General features: G+C 44.2%; 17 protein-coding genes. 13 read left to right on the forward strand and 4 right to left on the reverse strand.

Annotation, left to right across the window (positions count from 1 at the left end):
• Positions 1 to 21: 21 nt before the first annotated feature.
• From rnc to ftsY, 5 genes are read left to right on the forward strand one after another with little or no spacing between them, the layout of a single operon-like run.
• Positions 22 to 723 (forward strand): ribonuclease III, encoded by a 702-nt coding sequence (gene rnc, locus BTU61_RS05210; protein ID WP_200772628.1) that lies wholly within the window; start codon positions 22 to 24, stop codon positions 721 to 723.
• Complete coding sequence (gene smc / locus BTU61_RS05215) at positions 714 to 4,250, forward strand: chromosome segregation protein SMC (protein WP_200772629.1); 3,537 nt, start codon at positions 714 to 716, stop codon at positions 4,248 to 4,250. Before rnc ends, smc begins: the two co-directional genes overlap by 10 nt.
• Positions 4,240 to 5,046, forward strand: coding sequence for a Cof-type HAD-IIB family hydrolase (locus BTU61_RS05220; RefSeq protein WP_200772630.1), 807 nt, complete (start codon positions 4,240 to 4,242; stop codon positions 5,044 to 5,046). The genes smc and BTU61_RS05220 overlap by 11 nt, the downstream gene beginning before the upstream one ends.
• Entirely contained in the window at positions 5,043 to 5,864 is an 822-nt protein-coding gene (locus BTU61_RS05225; RefSeq protein ID WP_200772631.1) for a Cof-type HAD-IIB family hydrolase, read from the forward strand. Before BTU61_RS05220 ends, BTU61_RS05225 begins: the two co-directional genes overlap by 4 nt.
• A complete protein-coding gene (gene ftsY / locus BTU61_RS05230) occupies positions 5,865 to 7,493 on the forward strand; it encodes a signal recognition particle-docking protein FtsY (protein WP_200772632.1) in 1,629 nt (542 codons plus the stop codon).
• A gap of 366 nt (positions 7,494 to 7,859) precedes the next feature.
• On the opposite strand, the gene zwf is transcribed toward ftsY, so the two are convergent.
• The 4 genes from zwf to BTU61_RS05250 form a co-directional block, all read right to left on the reverse strand.
• Positions 7,860 to 9,326: a glucose-6-phosphate dehydrogenase gene (zwf, locus tag BTU61_RS05235; protein WP_200772633.1), complete on the reverse strand. Its 1,467-nt coding sequence runs from the start codon at positions 9,324 to 9,326 to the stop codon at positions 7,860 to 7,862.
• A gap of 182 nt (positions 9,327 to 9,508) precedes the next feature.
• The gene (locus tag BTU61_RS05240; protein ID WP_200772634.1) at positions 9,509 to 10,324 is read right to left on the reverse strand and encodes a TIGR03943 family putative permease subunit; all 816 of its coding nucleotides are present in this window, start codon (positions 10,322 to 10,324) and stop codon (positions 9,509 to 9,511) included.
• On the reverse strand, positions 10,321 to 11,226 hold the full coding sequence (locus tag BTU61_RS05245; RefSeq protein WP_200772635.1) for a permease: 906 nt from the start codon (positions 11,224 to 11,226) through the stop codon (positions 10,321 to 10,323). The genes BTU61_RS05240 and BTU61_RS05245 overlap by 4 nt, the downstream gene beginning before the upstream one ends.
• Before the next feature lie 2 nt (positions 11,227 to 11,228).
• Positions 11,229 to 11,378 carry an SPJ_0845 family protein gene (locus BTU61_RS05250; protein ID WP_200772636.1) on the reverse strand — a complete coding sequence of 50 codons (150 nt, stop codon included), beginning with the start codon at positions 11,376 to 11,378 and terminating at the stop codon, positions 11,229 to 11,231.
• Between the two features lie 143 nt (positions 11,379 to 11,521).
• On the opposite strand from BTU61_RS05250, the gene BTU61_RS05255 reads away from it, so the two are divergent.
• From BTU61_RS05255 to BTU61_RS05290, 8 genes are all read left to right on the forward strand, one after another.
• On the forward strand, positions 11,522 to 13,648 hold the full coding sequence (locus BTU61_RS05255; RefSeq protein ID WP_200772637.1) for a Tex family protein: 2,127 nt from the start codon (positions 11,522 to 11,524) through the stop codon (positions 13,646 to 13,648).
• Entirely contained in the window at positions 13,635 to 14,090 is a 456-nt protein-coding gene (locus tag BTU61_RS05260; protein WP_200772638.1) for a SprT family protein, read from the forward strand. Before BTU61_RS05255 ends, BTU61_RS05260 begins: the two co-directional genes overlap by 14 nt.
• Before the next feature lie 74 nt (positions 14,091 to 14,164).
• Positions 14,165 to 14,440 carry a PspC domain-containing protein gene (locus BTU61_RS05265; RefSeq protein WP_200772639.1) on the forward strand — a complete coding sequence of 92 codons (276 nt, stop codon included), beginning with the start codon at positions 14,165 to 14,167 and terminating at the stop codon, positions 14,438 to 14,440.
• Between the two features lie 12 nt (positions 14,441 to 14,452).
• Positions 14,453 to 14,827 carry a hypothetical protein gene (locus BTU61_RS05270; RefSeq protein ID WP_200772640.1) on the forward strand — a complete coding sequence of 125 codons (375 nt, stop codon included), beginning with the start codon at positions 14,453 to 14,455 and terminating at the stop codon, positions 14,825 to 14,827.
• A 172-nt stretch (positions 14,828 to 14,999) separates the two neighbouring features.
• The gene (gene hprK / locus BTU61_RS05275) at positions 15,000 to 15,932 is read left to right on the forward strand and encodes an HPr(Ser) kinase/phosphatase (RefSeq protein WP_187540465.1); all 933 of its coding nucleotides are present in this window, start codon (positions 15,000 to 15,002) and stop codon (positions 15,930 to 15,932) included.
• The gene (lgt, locus tag BTU61_RS05280; protein ID WP_200772641.1) at positions 15,929 to 16,711 is read left to right on the forward strand and encodes a prolipoprotein diacylglyceryl transferase; all 783 of its coding nucleotides are present in this window, start codon (positions 15,929 to 15,931) and stop codon (positions 16,709 to 16,711) included. Before hprK ends, lgt begins: the two co-directional genes overlap by 4 nt.
• 3 nt (positions 16,712 to 16,714) lie before the next feature.
• Positions 16,715 to 17,098, forward strand: coding sequence for a DUF948 domain-containing protein (locus BTU61_RS05285; RefSeq protein ID WP_200772642.1), 384 nt, complete (start codon positions 16,715 to 16,717; stop codon positions 17,096 to 17,098).
• A gap of 18 nt (positions 17,099 to 17,116) precedes the next feature.
• Positions 17,117 to 17,566, forward strand: a complete 450-nt coding sequence (locus tag BTU61_RS05290) for a YtxH domain-containing protein (protein ID WP_187540468.1) — start codon at positions 17,117 to 17,119, stop codon at positions 17,564 to 17,566.
• Positions 17,567 to 17,658: the final 92 nt, after the last annotated feature.

Genomic DNA, 17,658 nt, shown 5'->3' on the forward strand with positions numbered 1-17,658 from the left:
TTATTAGAAAGTAGGCTTTCCATGGAGAAATTACAAGCCCTGTTATCGGAACGGTTTCAAATCGTTTTTTCAGATACCGGTTTATTAGAAACCGCCTTTACGCACACTTCTTACGCTAATGAGCATCGCCTCTTAAAAATTTCACATAACGAACGTTTGGAATTTTTAGGAGACGCTGTTCTTCAATTAGTTATTTCCGAATATTTGTATAAGGAACACCCAAACAGACCGGAAGGAGATTTGTCTAAATTCCGTTCCATGATTGTCCGTGAAGAAAGTCTGGCTGGGTTTTCTCGGGATTGCCAATTTGATCTCTATATCAAACTGGGCAAAGGCGAAGAAAAATCAGGTGGCCGGGATCGTGATACCATCCTTGGTGACTTATTTGAAGCCTTTTTAGGTGCTTTGTTGCTGGATAAAGGGGTGGACGCTGTCAAACGCTTCATCTATCAGGTCATGATTCCCAAGGTTGAAACGGGTCAATTTTCTCAAGTCATTGACTACAAGACTCGTCTGCAAGAGCTATTGCAGGTTCATGGGGATGTAGAGATCCAGTACCGAGTGATTAGTGAGTCGGGTCCTGCTCATGCCAAAGAGTTTGAGGTGGAAGTATTCGCTAACGGCAAAACTCTAGGTCGTGGTCATGGTCGCTCCAAGAAATTAGCGGAACAAGAAGCAGCCCGCAATGCAGTTGAAACGAGGAATGATGGGCCATGTATCTAAAAGAGATTGAAATCCAAGGCTTTAAATCCTTTGCGGATAAGACAAAAGTCGTATTTGACAAAGGGGTCACTGCAGTGGTAGGGCCGAATGGATCTGGAAAATCAAATATCACGGAGAGCTTGCGTTGGGCCTTAGGGGAATCCAGCGTCAAGAGTCTACGTGGGGGCAAGATGCCCGATGTCATTTTTGCAGGGACAGAAGCGAGAAAACCCTTGAATTACGCTTGTGTAACGGTTGTTTTGGACAACCAGGACAGTTTTATCCAGCAAGCGGGGAAAGAAATTCGGGTCGAACGCCATATTTATCGCTCAGGAGACAGTGAGTACAAGATCGATGGTAAGAAAGTACGTCTCAGAGATGTGCATGATTTGTTCATGGATACGGGATTGGGACGAGATTCCTTCTCCATCATCTCTCAAGGACGGGTGGAGGAGATCTTTAACTCCAAACCGGAAGAACGACGTGCCATCTTTGAAGAAGCAGCTGGTGTCTTGAAATTTAAGACGCGGCGCAAGGAAACGGAGACCAAACTCAACCAAACCCAGGAGAATTTGGACCGTCTAGAGGACATCCTCTATGAATTAGAAGGACAGATCCAGCCTCTTGAAAAGCAAGCGACGGTTGCTCGTCGTTTCTTAGAATTGGATCAAGAACGCCAGGTACTCTTGCTGGATGTTTTGGTTGCCCAAGTCGATCTGACAAAGGACCTTTATGAAAAGGCTGATCAAGAAGAAAAAGCCATTCAAGAACAGTTGTCCTCTTATTACCAACGTCGTCAGGTTTTAGAAGAAGACAATGTCCGCATCAAGAAAGTCCGCCATCAGTTGGATGAAAACTTGGCTGAGGACCAGGCGAGCTTGCTAGAGGTCACTCGTTTGATCAGTGATTTGGAAAAGCAAATCGAAGTCGCTAAGCTGCAATCGAGTCAAGCAGCTCATAGCCGCAAGGAAAATCTAGAGCGACTGGATGCTGTTTTGGCCCGTCTGGAAGAAGCAAAACAAGAGCTGGCTCAAAAACAAGAGACGCTAGCAACTCTTCAACAAAGACTGACAGAGAACCGTCAGCAACAAGAGCAGTTGGAAAAAGAATTAGCCAACTACGAAGAAGATCCGGAACAAGTCATTGAGCATCTACGTGAGCAGTATGTGGCGCTCTTACAGACAGAAGCTGAAAAATCCAATGAGCGCACAGCGATTGAGAGCCGGATCCAAGCACTCCTACAAGAATCTAGCCATCGTCAAGAGGATTTGACCAAGGCGCAATCTAATTTTGAAGCTGCCAAGGAAAAAGAAGTCCGACAATTGGAAGAGGTAGAGCAGGCACAAGCGACGGTCAAAGGTCTATTAGCAGAATACCAAGATCAATTGGTAAAAGTGGAGCAGGCCAAAGCTGTCTACCAAGAGGCTCAAACGGCCATGTTTGACTTGATGGATGAGAGCAAGAACAAACGGGCGCGAATCAATAGCTTGGAAGCCATTCAGAGGAACCATAGTAACTTCTATGCAGGTGTCAAGAGCGTCTTACAAGAAGCGGACCGTCTAGGAGGCATCTGCGGGGCTGTTAGTGAGAATTTGAGTTTTTCAAAAGACTACCAAACAGCGCTTGAAATTGCTCTGGGAGCTAGTAGCCAACAGATCATTGTCGAGGATGAAAAGGCCGCAACGCGAGCGATTGATTTCTTGAAACGAAATCGCTTAGGACGGGCAACCTTCCTTCCGCTAACGACGATCAAAGCCCGCCAACTCTCTCCGCGGAATATGGAGTTGATTCAAACTAGTGCAGGATTTTTAGGAATTGCGAGTGACTTGGTGACCTATGAGCATCGTTTTGAACAGATTTTCCAAAACTTGCTTGGAGTAACGGCCATCTTTGACACGACGGAGCATGCGCGTGAGGCGGCTCGTACAGTCAACTATCAAGTTCGAATCGTGACCCTAGATGGGATCGAATTGCGGACGGGAGGATCTTACGCCGGTGGTGCCAATCGTTCCCAAAATACGGTCTTTGTCAAACCAGAATTGGATAGTTTGAAACAGGAAATGCAAGCTCTGGAGGCTCGTTTAAGAGAAGCAGAGCAGGAGGTAGAGACCAAGGACAATCTGCTCAAGCAGTCGCAAGAATACCTGGCTTCGATTCAAAGCCAGGGTGAGCAAGCGCGTCTGGAGCAACAGCGGGCCCAATTGGCCTACCAACAAAGTCAAGAGCAACTGCAAGAAATTCAGGAACTATTAGAAGCCTTGAAGTCAGAATTGGCAACAGATGCGACCCAATCTCTCCAAGAAGAGCAGGAGTCCCTTACCGAGCAATTGGCAGCGATTGAGCTTCAAAAAGAAAACTTGAATCGCGACATTGAAACCATGAAGTCGGATAAAGATGTCCTGCAACAAAAGGTGCAAAACCTGCAAGAACAATTGGCAGGACTGCGACTCCAACAGACGGAATATAAAAGTCAACAAAGTTACGAGCAAACAGATGCTCGTCGTTTGGAAGAAACGATCACTCAGTTGGAAGTAGAAGAGCATCAGTTGCAATTGCTGATTGAACAAGGCGATGCCCAAGTTCAGACAGTCGATGGGGAGCAGCTAGCTAACCAATTGACACAGGCACAAGCCAAGAAAACGGATTTGGAACAAGGGATCATTCGAAAACGCTTTGAGCTGGATGATTTGGAAGGCCAGGCCGAAGATGTGGCAGAACAGATGGAACAAGCGCGCAAGAAAAACGAAGAGTGGATTCGTCAACAAGCTAAGGCTGAAGCGACACGTGAAAAGCATGCAGATCGCTTGAACAAGCTCTTAACGCAAATTACTGATGAATTCATGCAAAGCTTTGACCAAGCCAAAGAACAGGCCAAACCTGTTGAAAATCTTGCGGCAGCTGAAAACCAGCTCAAGAGCATCGAAAAAGACATTAAGGCGCTGGGTCCTGTCAATGTGGACGCGATCGAGCAGTACGATGAGGTGAAGGGGCGCTTTGATTTCCTTTCTAGCCAACGAGAGGACGTCTTGGAAGCTAAAAATATGCTCATGTCTACCATCAACGACATGAATGATGAAGTCAAGGAACGCTTTAAATCAACCTTTGAAGCCATTCGTGAATCCTTTAAGGTTACTTTCCGTCAAATGTTTGGTGGGGGTTCTGCTGATTTGATCCTGACAGAGCCAGATCTTCTGACAGCTGGTGTTGAGATTTCTGTGCAACCACCTGGTAAAAAGATCCAATCCTTAAACCTTATGAGTGGTGGAGAAAAAGCCTTGTCAGCCTTGGCCCTCTTGTTCTCGATTATTCGCGTCAAGACCATTCCATTTGTCATTCTGGATGAGGTAGAGGCGGCTCTGGATGAAGCCAATGTTAAACGATTTGGTGATTACCTCAATCGCTTTGATAAGGAAAGCCAATTTATCGTCGTGACCCACCGGAAGGGAACCATGTCAGCAGCTGATTCCATTTACGGTGTGACCATGCAGGAATCAGGGGTTTCTAAAATCGTCTCAGTAAAATTGAAAGACTTAGAAAATGAAGAATAATGATATCAAATTGATCGCTACGGATATGGATGGAACCTTTCTAAATGACCAACATCAGTACGATCAAGCCCTCTTAGGCAAGGTATTAGCGAGTTGCGAGGAAAAGGGAGTGTATTTTGCTGCAGCAAGTGGGCGTGCCCTGCTTTCGCTAAAGACCCTTTTTAAAGAGTTTCAAGACCAAATGATTTTTATCGCTGAAAATGGCAGTGTGGTGGAATTTCATGGAGAAGATCTCTATGAAGCCACCATGTCCAAAGACTTTTATTTGGGTGTTTTTGAAGCTTTGAAATCCTCTCCCTATGCGGATCCCAACAAGGTTCTCTTGACAGGGAAAAAAGGAAGTTATGTTTTGGAAACGGTAGACTCTGACTATTTGGCCTTGAGCCAACACTACAATGAAAATATCCAAAAGGTCAAGAGCTTAGCGGACATTCAGGATGATATCTTTAAATTAACCACCAACTTTGATCCAGCTCTTGTCTTTGAAGGAGAAAAATGGGTCAATGAGCATATCGCAGGTGTCAAAGCAATGACGACAGGGTTTGAATCCATTGATATTGTCCTCGATTATGTCGACAAAGGCGTGGCGATTACGGCCTTAGCAGATAAATTAGGAATTTCGATGGATCAGGTCATGGCTTTTGGAGATAACCTAAATGACCTCCATATGATGCAAGTCGTTGGCCATCCTGTAGCGCCTGAGAATGCCCGCCCTGAAATCTTGGCCATTGCTGAAACAGTCATTGGCCACCACGCGACTGGTTCTGTTCTGCGTTATATGGAGGAAGTACTATGAGTCAGATTGCCTTGATTGCACTGGATTTAGATGGGACCTTGCTTAATTCTGAAAAAAAGATTTCTACCCGTAATCGGGCGGCCCTTGCTGCTGCACGGGCTCAAGGTATCAAAGTGGTATTGACCACTGGTCGTCCCTTGAAAGCCATGGATTTTCTCTTGGAAGAATTGGGAACAGCCGGTCTCAAAGAAGAGTATACAATTACCTTCAACGGTGGCTTGGTGCAGCGAAACAATGGCGAAATCCTTTCGAAAATCGTTTTTACGAAAGAAGATGTCGATCGTATCCATGATGAAACAGCTCGTCTAGGCCTTCCTCTTGATGCCATCAGTGAGGGAACTGTTTATGAGATTCATGCGGATCGGAAGTCTCTATACTCCCGTTACAATCCGTACTTGAACTTTATTGAGGTGGGTGCGAACGACTTACCTGACACCATCTCCTATAACAAGTGTGTGACCGCTTTTGATCAAGAATTTTTGGATTCAGCTATTGCACAGATAAAGCCAGAGCTCTTTCAAAACTATGAAATTTTTAAATCTCGGGACATGCTACTGGAATGGTGCCCCAAAGATGTTCACAAGGCAAGGGGATTAGCAGCATTGGCCACCTTCTTGGGCCTTGAAGTGGATCAAGTCATGGCCTGTGGAGATGAAGCCAACGATCTGTCCATGATCCAGTGGGCTGGACTTGGGGTAGCTATGGGAAATGCAGTGCCAGAAGTAAAGGAAGTCGCAGCCCTTGTTGCCCCTATGACGAACGACCAAGATGCTGTCGCATGGGCAATTGAAAATTATGTGCTAAAGGAGAGTGAATAAATGGGATTATTTGATCGTTTATTTGGTAAAAAAGAAAAGACAGAAAAAGTCCTTCCGACTTCTGAAGAAGTGATGGAAAACAAAGAGCAAGAAGTAGCTGATACAGAGGAGCCAAAAGTTGTTTCCCAAGACCGGGACGAGCAAAAGATCTCTGACATGGAGGCTTATTACCAAGAGCTTAAAGAGCGAATTGCAGCCACACATCAACCTGTTTCAACCGTCACTCAAGAAGAGTCATCAGAGGAACCTCTTGTTGAAGAAAAAGAGAGTGTAGAGGCTAGTGAGGACCAAGCGCCAGTAGAAGAAATCACGGAAGTAGCCACCCCTGCTGAACCAGCAGAAGAAATTGCAGAAGTGGAAGCTCCTGCTGAACCAGCAGAAGAAATTGCAGAAGTGGAAGCCCCAGCTGAACCAGCAGAAGAAACTACTGAAGAGGTAGTCTCAGCTGAGCCGGTAGAAGCAATCACTGAATTTGTAGCAACTCCGGATTCGTCAGAAGCCCCTACTGAAGTGGAAATCCCTGCTGAGCCAGCAGAAGAAATTGCTGAAGAGGTGGCCTCAGCTGAGCCGGTAGAAGAAATTACGGAAGTAGTATCTCCTGTTGAACCAGCAGAAGAACCCGTTGAAGTGGAAGAACCGGTTGTTGAACCAGTGGTGGAAGCTCCAGATCAGGAAGCTCAATCCGAGGTCGCACCTCAGCAAGAGACCATTCAGGAAAAATATGACCGTAGCTTAAAAAAGACGCGGACTGGATTGGGTGCACGTCTCAATGCCTTCTTTGCCAATTTCCGTTCAGTCGATGAAGAATTCTTTGAAGAATTGGAAGAACTCTTGATCATGAGTGACGTTGGGGTTCAGGTTGCCTCCAATTTAACTGAAGAATTACGATATGAAGCCCGGTTGGAGAATGCCAAAAAACCAGATGCTCTCAAGCGCGTGATTATCGAAAAATTGGTAGACTTGTATGAAAAGGATGGCCAATTTAATGAAGCCATTCGTTTTCAAGATGGCCTCACGGTTATGCTCTTTGTTGGGGTTAATGGCGTCGGAAAAACCACTTCTATCGGGAAATTAGCGCACAAATACAAACATGAAGGCAAAAAAGTCCTATTGGTTGCGGCGGATACCTTCCGTGCGGGAGCAGTGGCTCAACTTGTAGAATGGGGACGTCGCGTGGATGTTCCAGTTGTGACAGGCCCTGAAAAATCAGATCCGGCAAGCGTTGTCTTTGATGGAATGGAACGCGCCATTTCCGAGAATGTCGATATTTTGATGATTGATACGGCTGGCCGTCTGCAAAACAAGGACAACCTCATGGCAGAGCTTGAAAAAATCGGACGGATTATCAAGCGTGTTGTGCCGGAGGCACCGCACGAAACTTTACTTGCGCTCGATGCTTCGACGGGTCAAAATGCCTTGGTTCAAGCCAAAGAGTTTTCAAAAATCACACCTGTAACTGGGATTGTCTTAACCAAGATTGATGGAACGGCTCGAGGTGGGGTCGTGCTTGCGATTCGTGAAGAATTGGATATTCCAGTGAAGTTGATTGGATTTGGAGAAAAGATTGATGACATCGGACCATTTAACTCAGAAAACTTCATGCGTGGCCTTTTAGAAGGATTGATTTAACCGTACAATAGAAAAAGACAAATTGTTAGAAGGGCAATTTGTCTTTTTGTGTCATTGGAATAAAAAAACTACCCGAAAGTGGCTTTAGATTGAAGACAAAGTCATCTTAGAAACTTTCCTTAGGTGAGTACGGACGTCAGCGAACTTCGAAGAAGTTCCATGACTTAGTTTTGGACCTGAAGTTCCAAAACTCCCGGGTGTTAGAAACACTAATGTTTCTAACACTTTTCTCACGACGGAAAGCTTCAGTTGTACTTCAATGTACCTAATACACTATCTCATTTTATTTTTATAGCACTACTTAGGATGTTTTATGTAAAAAAACAGTTTATCTACATTCAAAAAACCACCCGAAGGTGGCTTGTCTTAATTCTTAGGCTCAGGTTTCCACACCCATTCTGCTCCGTATTCTGTAAGGAGACCATCAGAAGCAGTTGGTCCCATGGACCCTGACTTGTACTCATAGAGCGGTGCTCCATTTTCAGCCCAGAGTTTTTCAATTCGATCAATTAATTGCCATGAAGCGCGAACTTCGTGCCAATGGCTATAATTGGTGGAATCATTGTTCAACACATCATAAATCAATTTTTCATATGGCTCTGGTGAAGCTCCAGTTGCGGTCGCATCTGTTTCGTAGTCAAAGGAAATCGGCGCGATACTGAACTGCTCGCCCACTTCTTTTCCATTGATGCTCAATGAAAAGCCTTCATTTGGCTGAATATAGATGGTCAAGACGTTAGGTCGTAAACTGTCTCCAAAGATAGAATCTGTTTGCTTAAAGACCACATTGACCATGGTTCCTTTCTTAGTTAGACGTTTCCCAGTACGGAAGAAGAAAGGTACTCCTTGGAACCGATCGCTATCAACAAAGAAAGCTCCAGAAGCATAGGTTTCCGTAGTAGATTCAGGATCGACATTTGGTTCACTGCGATAAGAGATATCTTTTTTTCCTTCGATGGTTCCAGAATGGTATTGGCCACGGATGAAGAATTTCTTTAATTCCTCATCAGTAGGATTGTGCATTTGCTCGAACACTTTAACTTTTTCAGCACGAATCGCATCCTTGGTAAAGGTAGCAGGCTTATCCATAGCAAGCAAAGACAAGAGCTGAAGGGTATGGTTTTGCACCATGTCCCGAAGGGCTCCAGAGTGATCATAGTAGCCACCGCGTTCTTCAACACCCAAGCGTTCTGCAAAGGTAATTTGGATGTTGTCAATGAAGTCTCGGTTCCATAGGTTATCAAAAATCAGATTGCCGAAACGAATGGCAAAGATATTTTGGATCATTTCTTTTCCAAGGTAGTGGTCGATCCGGAAGATTTGTTCTTCATCGAAGGTTTCTTCCAGTTCCTTGTTGAGTTGACTGGCCGTTTCTAGGTCTGTACCAAAAGGTTTTTCAACGATCAAGCGCTCAAAGCCTTGTCCATCCACAATGCCTTCTGATTTCAGGTGTTTAGCAATGGTTCCAAAAAATTGAGGAGCCATAGATAAGAAGAAGACCTTGTTGTGTTCCGTTTGGTATTTTTCATCCAGAGTGCTTTGCAATTCGCGCAGAGCGATGTAATGTTCGGTATCATTGACATCATGGCTTTGGTAGTAGAAATGACTAGCGAATTCTTGGGCTTGTTGAGGGCTATCTGCGAGGTCTGTGATGGATTCTACCACAACTGATTCAAAGTATTCCTTGCTCCATGGTCTGCGGGCTGTTCCGATCACCGCAAAGTGTTCAGATAGATTTCCTGATTTATAGAGTCTAAAAAGGGATGGATAGAGCTTTCGTTTGGCTAAATCGCCACTAGCTCCGAAAATGGTTACAATAACTTTTGAAGACATTTAAGTACCTATTTCCTATTTTATTAACCATATTTTACCATAAAATCTACAAGATTTCCTATACAGAAACTAAGTTCCTCACAATTTCCAATTGAGTGTGACTCGGTGAAAGAAAAAGCTAGAACACAGGTTGGTTCTAGCTTTGACTGGTATAAGATATTTGACTCACAACCCAAGCTCCATCAGAATACGCGATAGACATAAGGATTGTCGGGTTTTGTAATGGTCTGGCAATCTCTAATGTGGAGGACTGGCAAGCTTTGTTTGAGTTGCTTGTGGTATTCAATGGACAAGGTTCCTTTGGCCTGGATCCAAGTATTGTTTTCGAAATGCTGAGGGGCCCCGGTCGTTAAGAGGCCGTAGACGCCAGAATCTGCAATACAGTGGATGATTCCAAAGCGAAAGAGAAATTGGCTGCCCTTGTTATTAGGGTCATTGTAGACAAAGCCGGTCAACTCGATCGTCTTTCCTGCAAATTGGTCTGGATAGTCATAAATGACTTCCATGACTTCCATATAATTTTCAGTGGTCACCTGGATTACCTTTTTATCCACATATTTCTTTGCTGCCTGCTTCATTTCTGATTCATAGGCAGACTTGGTGAAATAGCTACTGGTATCCGGTTTGAGATACTGAGTGGTTGTTCCTTCGTCCTGCTGGATTTCCTTGGAAGAACCAGCCGCCACTGGGAAGTGATAGCCTTTGGCAGAGACTGTTTGGGAATCTAACGTTACGGTTGGGAAAAATAGACCGACAAACAAAGGAATACAGAGCAAGAAGATACTCGCCACTTTTGCCCAGAAGCCAGAGAGATGACTGTGGATTTTCATTTGTTTGACCCAGATAATCAGCTGCACAAGCGCTAAAACAAAGGACAAGAACATGGAAATATATGCCAAGTAAGAGTAGTGTAAGTTGATGTATTGATTGAGCTTACCAGATAATTGCAAATACATGGTGAGTTCAAAATAGCCAGCTAATATCAAGAAACGAATCATAGCACTACCCCCACAAACCAAGCATAAAGGAGCACAACTCCACAAACAATTCCGATAAATTGCCAGATGAAACGAGCCTTGAGATAATTTTTCATCATGAGGAGATTTTTGACATCAAGCATAGGCCCAATCACCAAAAAGGCTAGAACAGGCGCTAGTCCAAAACTGCTCAGAAGAGAGGATCCAACAAAGGCGTCAGCCTCGCTACAAAGTGACAGGAGAAAGGACAAAACCATCAGTAAGAGAATGGCCACAACCGGTGTCGCACTGATTGAGGTGAGGATCCGTGTTGGGACATAGACCTGGACGAGGCTAGCAAAGAGGCAACCAAATACCAGGTAGCGTCCTGTGTCAAAGAATTCATCAATGGCCTGCACCAAGACTTGGAAGAGTTTTTTCCCTTTGCTCAAGCCACTAAAATTATGCTCATGCACAGCCTTGCGCTGTTCTTTTTGGATCGAGTCGGTCTGTATAAAACCAAGAAAGATCCCAAGCACCGTTGCGACAAGAAGGGATCCCAAAGCGCGGTAGAGAGCCATCTTTAGGGAGTTTCCAAATGCAGAATAGGTTGCAAAGAGAACGATGGGATTGATGACGGGTGCTGTCACCAGAAAGGGAACAGCAGTATAACTAGGAACCTTCTTCTCTAAAAAGCGATTGATAATAGGAACAATCCCACATTCGCAGGAAGGAAAGATGAAACCGACAAAAGTCCCAAAGAAAATCCGCCCAAATTTATTTCTGGGGAGAAAGCGGTAGACCCTCTCGGGGGTGATATAGACCTCAATGATCCCTGAAATGATACTTCCGATTAGGACAAAGGGCAGGGCCTCAATGATAATCGAAAGAAAAATAGCCCCAGCCTGCAAGACGCTTGAGGGTAGGTGTTGAAAGAGGGCCATAGTTATTTAGCCTTCTCGTCTTCTTTTTTAAGAGCTTTTTGAGGCTTCTTTTTCTCATCTGGGAAATCGACTTTTTTTTCTACATCTGGAAAACTCGCAAAGTTTTCAAACATTTTATCAAGATCATCTGTCTTAGAAAATTTAATAGCCATTTTTGGGCCTCCTTTTTCGTTTTCTATCATTATAACAAAAAGACAAGAGCAAGGGGGAAATGGAGCATAAAAGTCAAGGAGGAAACCGAAGCAATCGGTAGCCTATAGGCTTGGCTACGGTAAAATATGCTATAATAGAAGCTATGGATAAATATGAAAAAATAGCCCAAGAATTGGGAGTTAGTTTAAAACAAATCGATACCGTATTGAGTTTGACCGCAGAAGGCTCAACCATTCCCTTCATTGCTCGTTATCGAAAAGATTTGACGGGAAATTTGGATGAAGTAGCGATCAAGGCCATTATTGACCGGGACAAGTCCTTAACAGCCCTAGCTGAACGGAAGGAAACCGTCCTAGCCAAGATCGAAGAGCAAGGCAAGTTGACGGATGCACTCAAGCAGGCCATTGAAGCTGCTGAGAAATTAGCTGATGTCGAAGAACTCTATCTGCCTTATAAGGAAAAACGGCGGACCAAGGCCACGATTGCCCGAGAAGCAGGTCTTTTCCCCTTGGCGCGCCTTATTCTACAAAATAGTCCAGACTTGGAAGCGGAGGCACAGAAATTTATCTGCGAGGCCTTCCCAACCGAAACAGCGGCTCTAGCTGGTGCAGTAGATATTTTGGTCGAGGCTATTTCAGAAGACACCCAATTGCGGTCTCTCACCTATCAAGAAATTCATGGGTATTCCCTCATGACGTCAACCTTGAAGGATGAAAGCTTAGACCCTAAGCGGACCTTTGAAATCTACTATGATTTTTCTGAAAAGATCAAGAGTATGCAAGGTTACCGGACGCTTGCTCTCAATCGTGGGGAAAAATTGGGCGTTCTTAAAGTCGGATTTGAGCACCATCTGGATCGAATCATTCGTATTTTTGAAGCTCGATTTAAAACGAAAAATACCTATGTCGATGAGGTGATTCAGCAGGCCGTCAAGAAAAAAATTGTACCAGCGATCGAACGTCGGATTCGAACAGAATTGACCGAAGCAGCCGAAGACGGGGCTATTCAATTATTCTCTGAAAATCTACGGAATCTATTGCTCATTCCTCCATTGAAGGGGCGCGTAGTCCTTGGTTTTGACCCAGCCTTTCGGACAGGTGCTAAATTAGCCGTTGTCGATGAAACAGGAAAGATGCTCACAACCCAGGTCATCTATCCAGTTGCCCCTGCCAAACCAGCTCAGATCGAGCAAGCTAAAAAGGATCTGTCCTCCTTGATCAAGGAGTTTAACGTAGAGATTATTGCCATTGGAAATGGAACCGCCAGCCGTGAAAGTGAGGCCTTTGTCGCAGAGGTGCTCCATGACCATCCAGGGGTCCGCTATGTCATTGTCAATGAAAGTGGAGCGTCTGTCTATTCGGCAAGTGAGTTGGCCCGCCATGAGTTCCCAGAATTAACCGTTGAAAAACGCTCGGCTATCTCCATTGCCCGCCGCCTGCAAGATCCCTTGGCTGAGTTGGTTAAAATCGATGCCAAGTCGATCGGTGTGGGTCAATACCAGCACGATGTCAATCAGAAGAAATTGACCGAAGGCTTGGACTTTGTGGTGGATACGGTCGTTAACCAAGTTGGGGTGAATATCAATACAGCTAGTCCCTCTCTCTTAGCGCATGTAGCCGGGCTCAATAAAACTATCTCTGAAAATATCGTCAAATACAGGGAAGAAGAAGGAATGATCCTTTCACGGGAACAGATTAAAAAAGTCCCTCGTCTCGGGTCCAAGGCTTTCGAGCAGGCTGCTGGATTCTTACGCATTCCTGAAAGTAAAAACATTTTGGACAATACTGGTGTCCACCCTGAAAGTTACCAGGAAGTTGAAAAGCTCTTTCAACTTCTTGAAATTACCGAACTGGATGAATCTGCTCAGGAAAAATTAAAAGCTGTCAATATAGAGGAAATGTCGACCCAGCTTGATCTGGGACCAGAAACTCTAAAAGATATTATTGCTGATCTCTTAAAACCGGGTCGCGACTTGCGGGATTCCTTTGATGCACCAGTGCTCCGTCAGGATGTCTTGGATATTAAAGATCTCCATATCGGTCAAAAATTAGAAGGGGTTGTGCGCAATGTGGTTGATTTCGGAGCCTTTGTCGATATTGGTATTCACGAGGATGGCTTGATTCATATCTCCCATATGAGCAAGCAATTTATCAAGCATCCAAGCCAAGTCGTCTCAGTAGGTGATTTGGTAACTGTCTGGGTGAAGAAAATCGACGTGGAACGCGAAAAAGTCAACCTCAGTTTGGTAGCACCGAATGAATCTAACTGAGTATGTACGCCAAGTATCTATAGAAGATTTTGGGAGAGAATTCCGCCATCAAGCAGTGTGGAATTCACGTCTCCAAACCACAGGAGGCCGTTTCTTTCCCAAGGATCGACATCTCGATTTCAACCCCAAGATTTACCAGACTTTCGGATTAGAAACCTTTCGCAAAATCGTCCGCCACGAACTCTGTCATTACCATCTTTACGATCAAGGCAAAGGCTATCGCCACAAAGACCCAGCTTTTAAGCAACTCCTTCAGCAAGTGGATGGCCTTCGTTTCACACCTCCCCTGCCAGAAAAGACTGGACGAGTCAAGCGGATCTATCTCTATCAATGTCCCCATTGTGGTCAAGAGTATAGACGAAAGCGAAAAATCGATCTGCAGAAATATGCCTGCGGTCGCTGTCGCAGCCGCCTTCAATTCCTTGAAATGAGACAAGAATAAGAATCGGTCTGTAGGCGGATCTCTTTCCAGTTAGACTCTGCTAAAATAGGTCTAACTAGAAAGAGGAACATCTAATGAAATCATCATTTTATAAATTAAAACACCGCCGCCTGGTTTCAGGTGTGCTAGCTGGCCTAGCTGATAAATTTGATATTAGCGTGGCCCTACTTCGCTTCTTGTTTATTCTCTTTATTTTCTCTAGCGCCTTTTGGGCTGTCGTGATCTACTTTCTACTAGATGCTATCTTACCCTACAAGGAGGAAGAAGAGCAAGTAAGGTATGGGAATGGCCCCCGTAGGAGAAAAGAAGCCGAACCCATCTATGATCAAACGGACAAGCCATTTTTCTAAAAGGAGGCCCGGGTGAAGCAGAAGTTCTATTACCTTGCTTTTATTCTATATCTCTTCTTCAGTTTTATAGGACAGTTTTTCATTTTAAATCGTGTTTTTGGTGAAGGAGTTGGAACAGTTTTTATAGGAATGGCCCTTTATCCACTGGGCATTTGGAATAGTCTCTTCTACCTCTTGTTTCTGCCAACAGAAATGGCTAGAAAGCCACAAATTTATCGGTTTTCGATTTTATTTCTTCCGATTTTGTATCTGGTTATGTCCTTGCTGGGGGGAGGACCTGTCGCCTTTATGCTTGGCTTGATCGCATTTCCTTCAAATGCGGTGGTCTATGCAGTATCTACCGGAATCAAATCTATGATCAAAGATTTTTTGCAAGGCGAAGGCTAGAGCATTCTTCATATGTTACCATCATTTCATAGAGGTTGGGGACCTTTGTCTTGGCCTCTTTTTGCTTGCCTTAAAAAGGAGTCGAAAATGGATCTTTCAAATGACACTTCAGTCTCTCGTATGAAGAGAAAATTTGCTATAATAGAGAGAGAATTTGAAAAGGGAGAATGCCATGGCAGTTACTGTTCGTGATTTACAAGCAAAGCTTCGTTTATCAGTTATTTACGGAGAAGATCATCTCTTGGACAAGGAAATCACCACTTCGGATATTTCCCGGCCAGGTCTTGAGATGACAGGCTATTTTGATTATTACACACCAGAGCGGATTCTTCTTGTAGGGATGAAAGAATGGTCCTACTTGATCAAGATGAGCTCCCACAATCGCCACCAAGTTTTACGAAAGATGTTTCAGCCAGAGACTCCTGTGATTATCGTAGCACGAAATTTGGAAATTCCTGAAGAAATGTTACGGGCTGCAGAAGAGAAGCAAATTGCTATTTTGAGTAGCAATATTGCGACCAGCCGTTTGTCCGGGGAACTTTCGAGCTATCTGGATAGCCGTCTAGCTGAGCGTACCAGTGTTCATGGTGTTTTGATGGATATTTATGGGATGGGGGTCTTGATCCAAGGAGATAGCGGAATCGGAAAAAGTGAGACCGGCCTTGAGCTTGTCAAGCGTGGCCACCGTTTAGTCGCAGACGATCGGGTTGATATCTACGCCCGTGATGAGATGACTCTTTGGGGAGAGCCTGCTGAGATCTTACGCCATTTACTGGAGATACGCGGAGTTGGAATTATCGATGTGATGAGCCTTTATGGAGCAAGTGCGGTAAAGGATTCTTCACAAGTCCAAATCGCCGTTTATCTGGAAAATTACACCACGGATAAGGTCTATGACCGTCTTGGAAATAACGCAGAAGAAATAGAAATCGGCGGGGTGACCATTCCTCGTATTCGCATTCCTGTCAAAACAGGTCGGAATATTTCCGTTGTGATTGAAGCTGCAGCCATGAATGTACGTGCCAAAGAAATGGGCTACGATGCAACCAAAACCTTTGAAGAAAGATTGACTCAGTTGATCAGTCAAAATGAGGTGAAGGAATGAATCCAATAGCTCTTCAATTAGGCCCTATTAGTATCCGATGGTATGCGATTTGTATTGTGACAGGTGTGATCTTAGCGGTTTATCTTTCCATGAAAGAAGCCCCTCGGAAACGCATCAATCCAGATGATATTATTGATTTCATTTTGATCGCCTTTCCACTAGCCATTATTGGGGCTCGATTGTATTATGTGATCTTTGAATGGGGCTACTATAGCCAGCATCCAGCTGAAATTTTTGCCGTCTGGAATGGAGGTATTGCCATCTATGGTGGTTTGTTAACAGGGGCACTCGTCTTGTATCTCTTTTCTCACAGACGCATGATTGATACGATCGACTTTTTGGATATTGCAGCACCTAGTGTCATGATCGCACAAAGTATTGGGCGCTGGGGAAACTTCTTTAACCAAGAAGCCTATGGTCGAGCCGTCAACAGTCTCAACTATCTCCCATCTTTTATCCGTGATCAGATGTATATAGATGGAAGTTACCGTCAGCCAACCTTCCTATACGAGTCCTGCTGGAATCTATTAGGCTTCATCTTGATTTTATTGTTACGCCGAAAACCCCAATTTTTAAGACAAGGTGAAGTTGCAGGCTTTTACCTAGTCTGGTATGGGTTTGGCCGGATGATCATCGAAGGTATGCGGACGGATAGCCTGATGTTTGCTGGTATCCGGGTTTCCCAATGGTTATCGATCCTATTGATTTTAGTTGGTCTCGGCGTATTTGTTTACCAGAGACGCAAAAAAGCCCCTTATTATGTAGAAGTAAAGGAGTAACCTATGTTTATTGAAATTACATACGGCCTCTTAGGCCTAGCCCTTGTGGCTCTCGTGATTTACATGATTTTCTTTCTTTCAAAGATTGGAAAAGTTGTGGATGAGACACAAAAAACCATACAGGTATTGACGTCAGATGTCAATGTTACCTTACACCAAACAAATGACCTATTGGCAAAAGTCAATGTCTTAGCGGACGACTTGAACGAAAAGGTTGCGACGATTGATCCCTTGTTTACAGCTGTAGCGGACCTTTCTGAGTCCGTATCAGATCTAAATGACCAAGCCCGTCAATTAGGTTCCAAAGCTGTATCAGCTGGTGGGAAAACGGTGAAAGCCTCTATTGGATTAAAGGCGATTCGAATGGCTTCAAAATTATTTAAATAGAAATGAGGATGAAAACAAATGGGACGTTTATCTAGTTTATTAATCGGTGTTATTTCAGGTGCTTCGGCAGCCTACTATTTATCAACAGAGAAAGGAAAGAAGGTCACTAAAAAGGTCGTACGCTTTGTAAAAGACTATCAAGAAGACCCTCAGGAAGTCCATGAATCTGTTAAACAAACTGCTAAAGATGTTTCCAAACAAGCAGCGGAAGTGATCCAACAAACCAAAGAAAAAGTTGGTTCAGGCGAAATTACAACAGGAACCGTTTTAGAATCTGTCAAAGAAAAGACGCAGGATGTGGTTGAAAAGTCACAAGAAGTTTATCATTCATTAAAAGATAAACTCCACAAAGAAAATTTAGCAGGAAATGACTTGGTTCAATCCATTCGCAAACAAACTGAGTCAGAAGACATTGTCCTTGATCTGGATGAAAAAGACTCGGAAGCAGTAGAAGAAACGAAAGAATAAAAAAGAGAGTGGGACAGAAATCGTTCATTCGCTAGAATTCGATTTGGTCGTCCCACCTCTGTACAGTTGAGTAGGGCTGTAAAAGCTGATGA

The sequence above is a fragment of the Streptococcus lactarius genome (genome assembly GCF_016642265.1).
Lineage (GTDB): Bacteria > Bacillota > Bacilli > Lactobacillales > Streptococcaceae > Streptococcus > Streptococcus lactarius.

What these genes read in the sequence shown, in the direction of transcription:
- rnc (WP_200772628.1), top strand. Translation starts at nt 22, where the DNA reads ATGGAGAAATTACAAGCCCTGTTATCGGAACGGTTTCAAATCGTTTTT.
- smc (WP_200772629.1), top strand. Translation starts at nt 714, where the DNA reads ATGTATCTAAAAGAGATTGAAATCCAAGGCTTTAAATCCTTTGCGGAT.
- BTU61_RS05220 (WP_200772630.1), top strand. Translation starts at nt 4,240, where the DNA reads ATGAAGAATAATGATATCAAATTGATCGCTACGGATATGGATGGAACC.
- BTU61_RS05225 (WP_200772631.1), top strand. Translation starts at nt 5,043, where the DNA reads ATGAGTCAGATTGCCTTGATTGCACTGGATTTAGATGGGACCTTGCTT.
- ftsY (WP_200772632.1), top strand. Translation starts at nt 5,865, where the DNA reads ATGGGATTATTTGATCGTTTATTTGGTAAAAAAGAAAAGACAGAAAAA.
- zwf (WP_200772633.1), bottom strand. Translation starts at nt 9,326, where the DNA reads ATGTCTTCAAAAGTTATTGTAACCATTTTCGGAGCTAGTGGCGATTTA.
- BTU61_RS05240 (WP_200772634.1), bottom strand. Translation starts at nt 10,324, where the DNA reads ATGATTCGTTTCTTGATATTAGCTGGCTATTTTGAACTCACCATGTAT.
- BTU61_RS05245 (WP_200772635.1), bottom strand. Translation starts at nt 11,226, where the DNA reads ATGGCCCTCTTTCAACACCTACCCTCAAGCGTCTTGCAGGCTGGGGCT.
- BTU61_RS05250 (WP_200772636.1), bottom strand. Translation starts at nt 11,378, where the DNA reads ATGGCTATTAAATTTTCTAAGACAGATGATCTTGATAAAATGTTTGAA.
- BTU61_RS05255 (WP_200772637.1), top strand. Translation starts at nt 11,522, where the DNA reads ATGGATAAATATGAAAAAATAGCCCAAGAATTGGGAGTTAGTTTAAAA.
- BTU61_RS05260 (WP_200772638.1), top strand. Translation starts at nt 13,635, where the DNA reads ATGAATCTAACTGAGTATGTACGCCAAGTATCTATAGAAGATTTTGGG.
- BTU61_RS05265 (WP_200772639.1), top strand. Translation starts at nt 14,165, where the DNA reads ATGAAATCATCATTTTATAAATTAAAACACCGCCGCCTGGTTTCAGGT.
- hprK (WP_187540465.1), top strand. Translation starts at nt 15,000, where the DNA reads ATGGCAGTTACTGTTCGTGATTTACAAGCAAAGCTTCGTTTATCAGTT.
- lgt (WP_200772641.1), top strand. Translation starts at nt 15,929, where the DNA reads ATGAATCCAATAGCTCTTCAATTAGGCCCTATTAGTATCCGATGGTAT.
- BTU61_RS05285 (WP_200772642.1), top strand. Translation starts at nt 16,715, where the DNA reads ATGTTTATTGAAATTACATACGGCCTCTTAGGCCTAGCCCTTGTGGCT.
- BTU61_RS05290 (WP_187540468.1), top strand. Translation starts at nt 17,117, where the DNA reads ATGGGACGTTTATCTAGTTTATTAATCGGTGTTATTTCAGGTGCTTCG.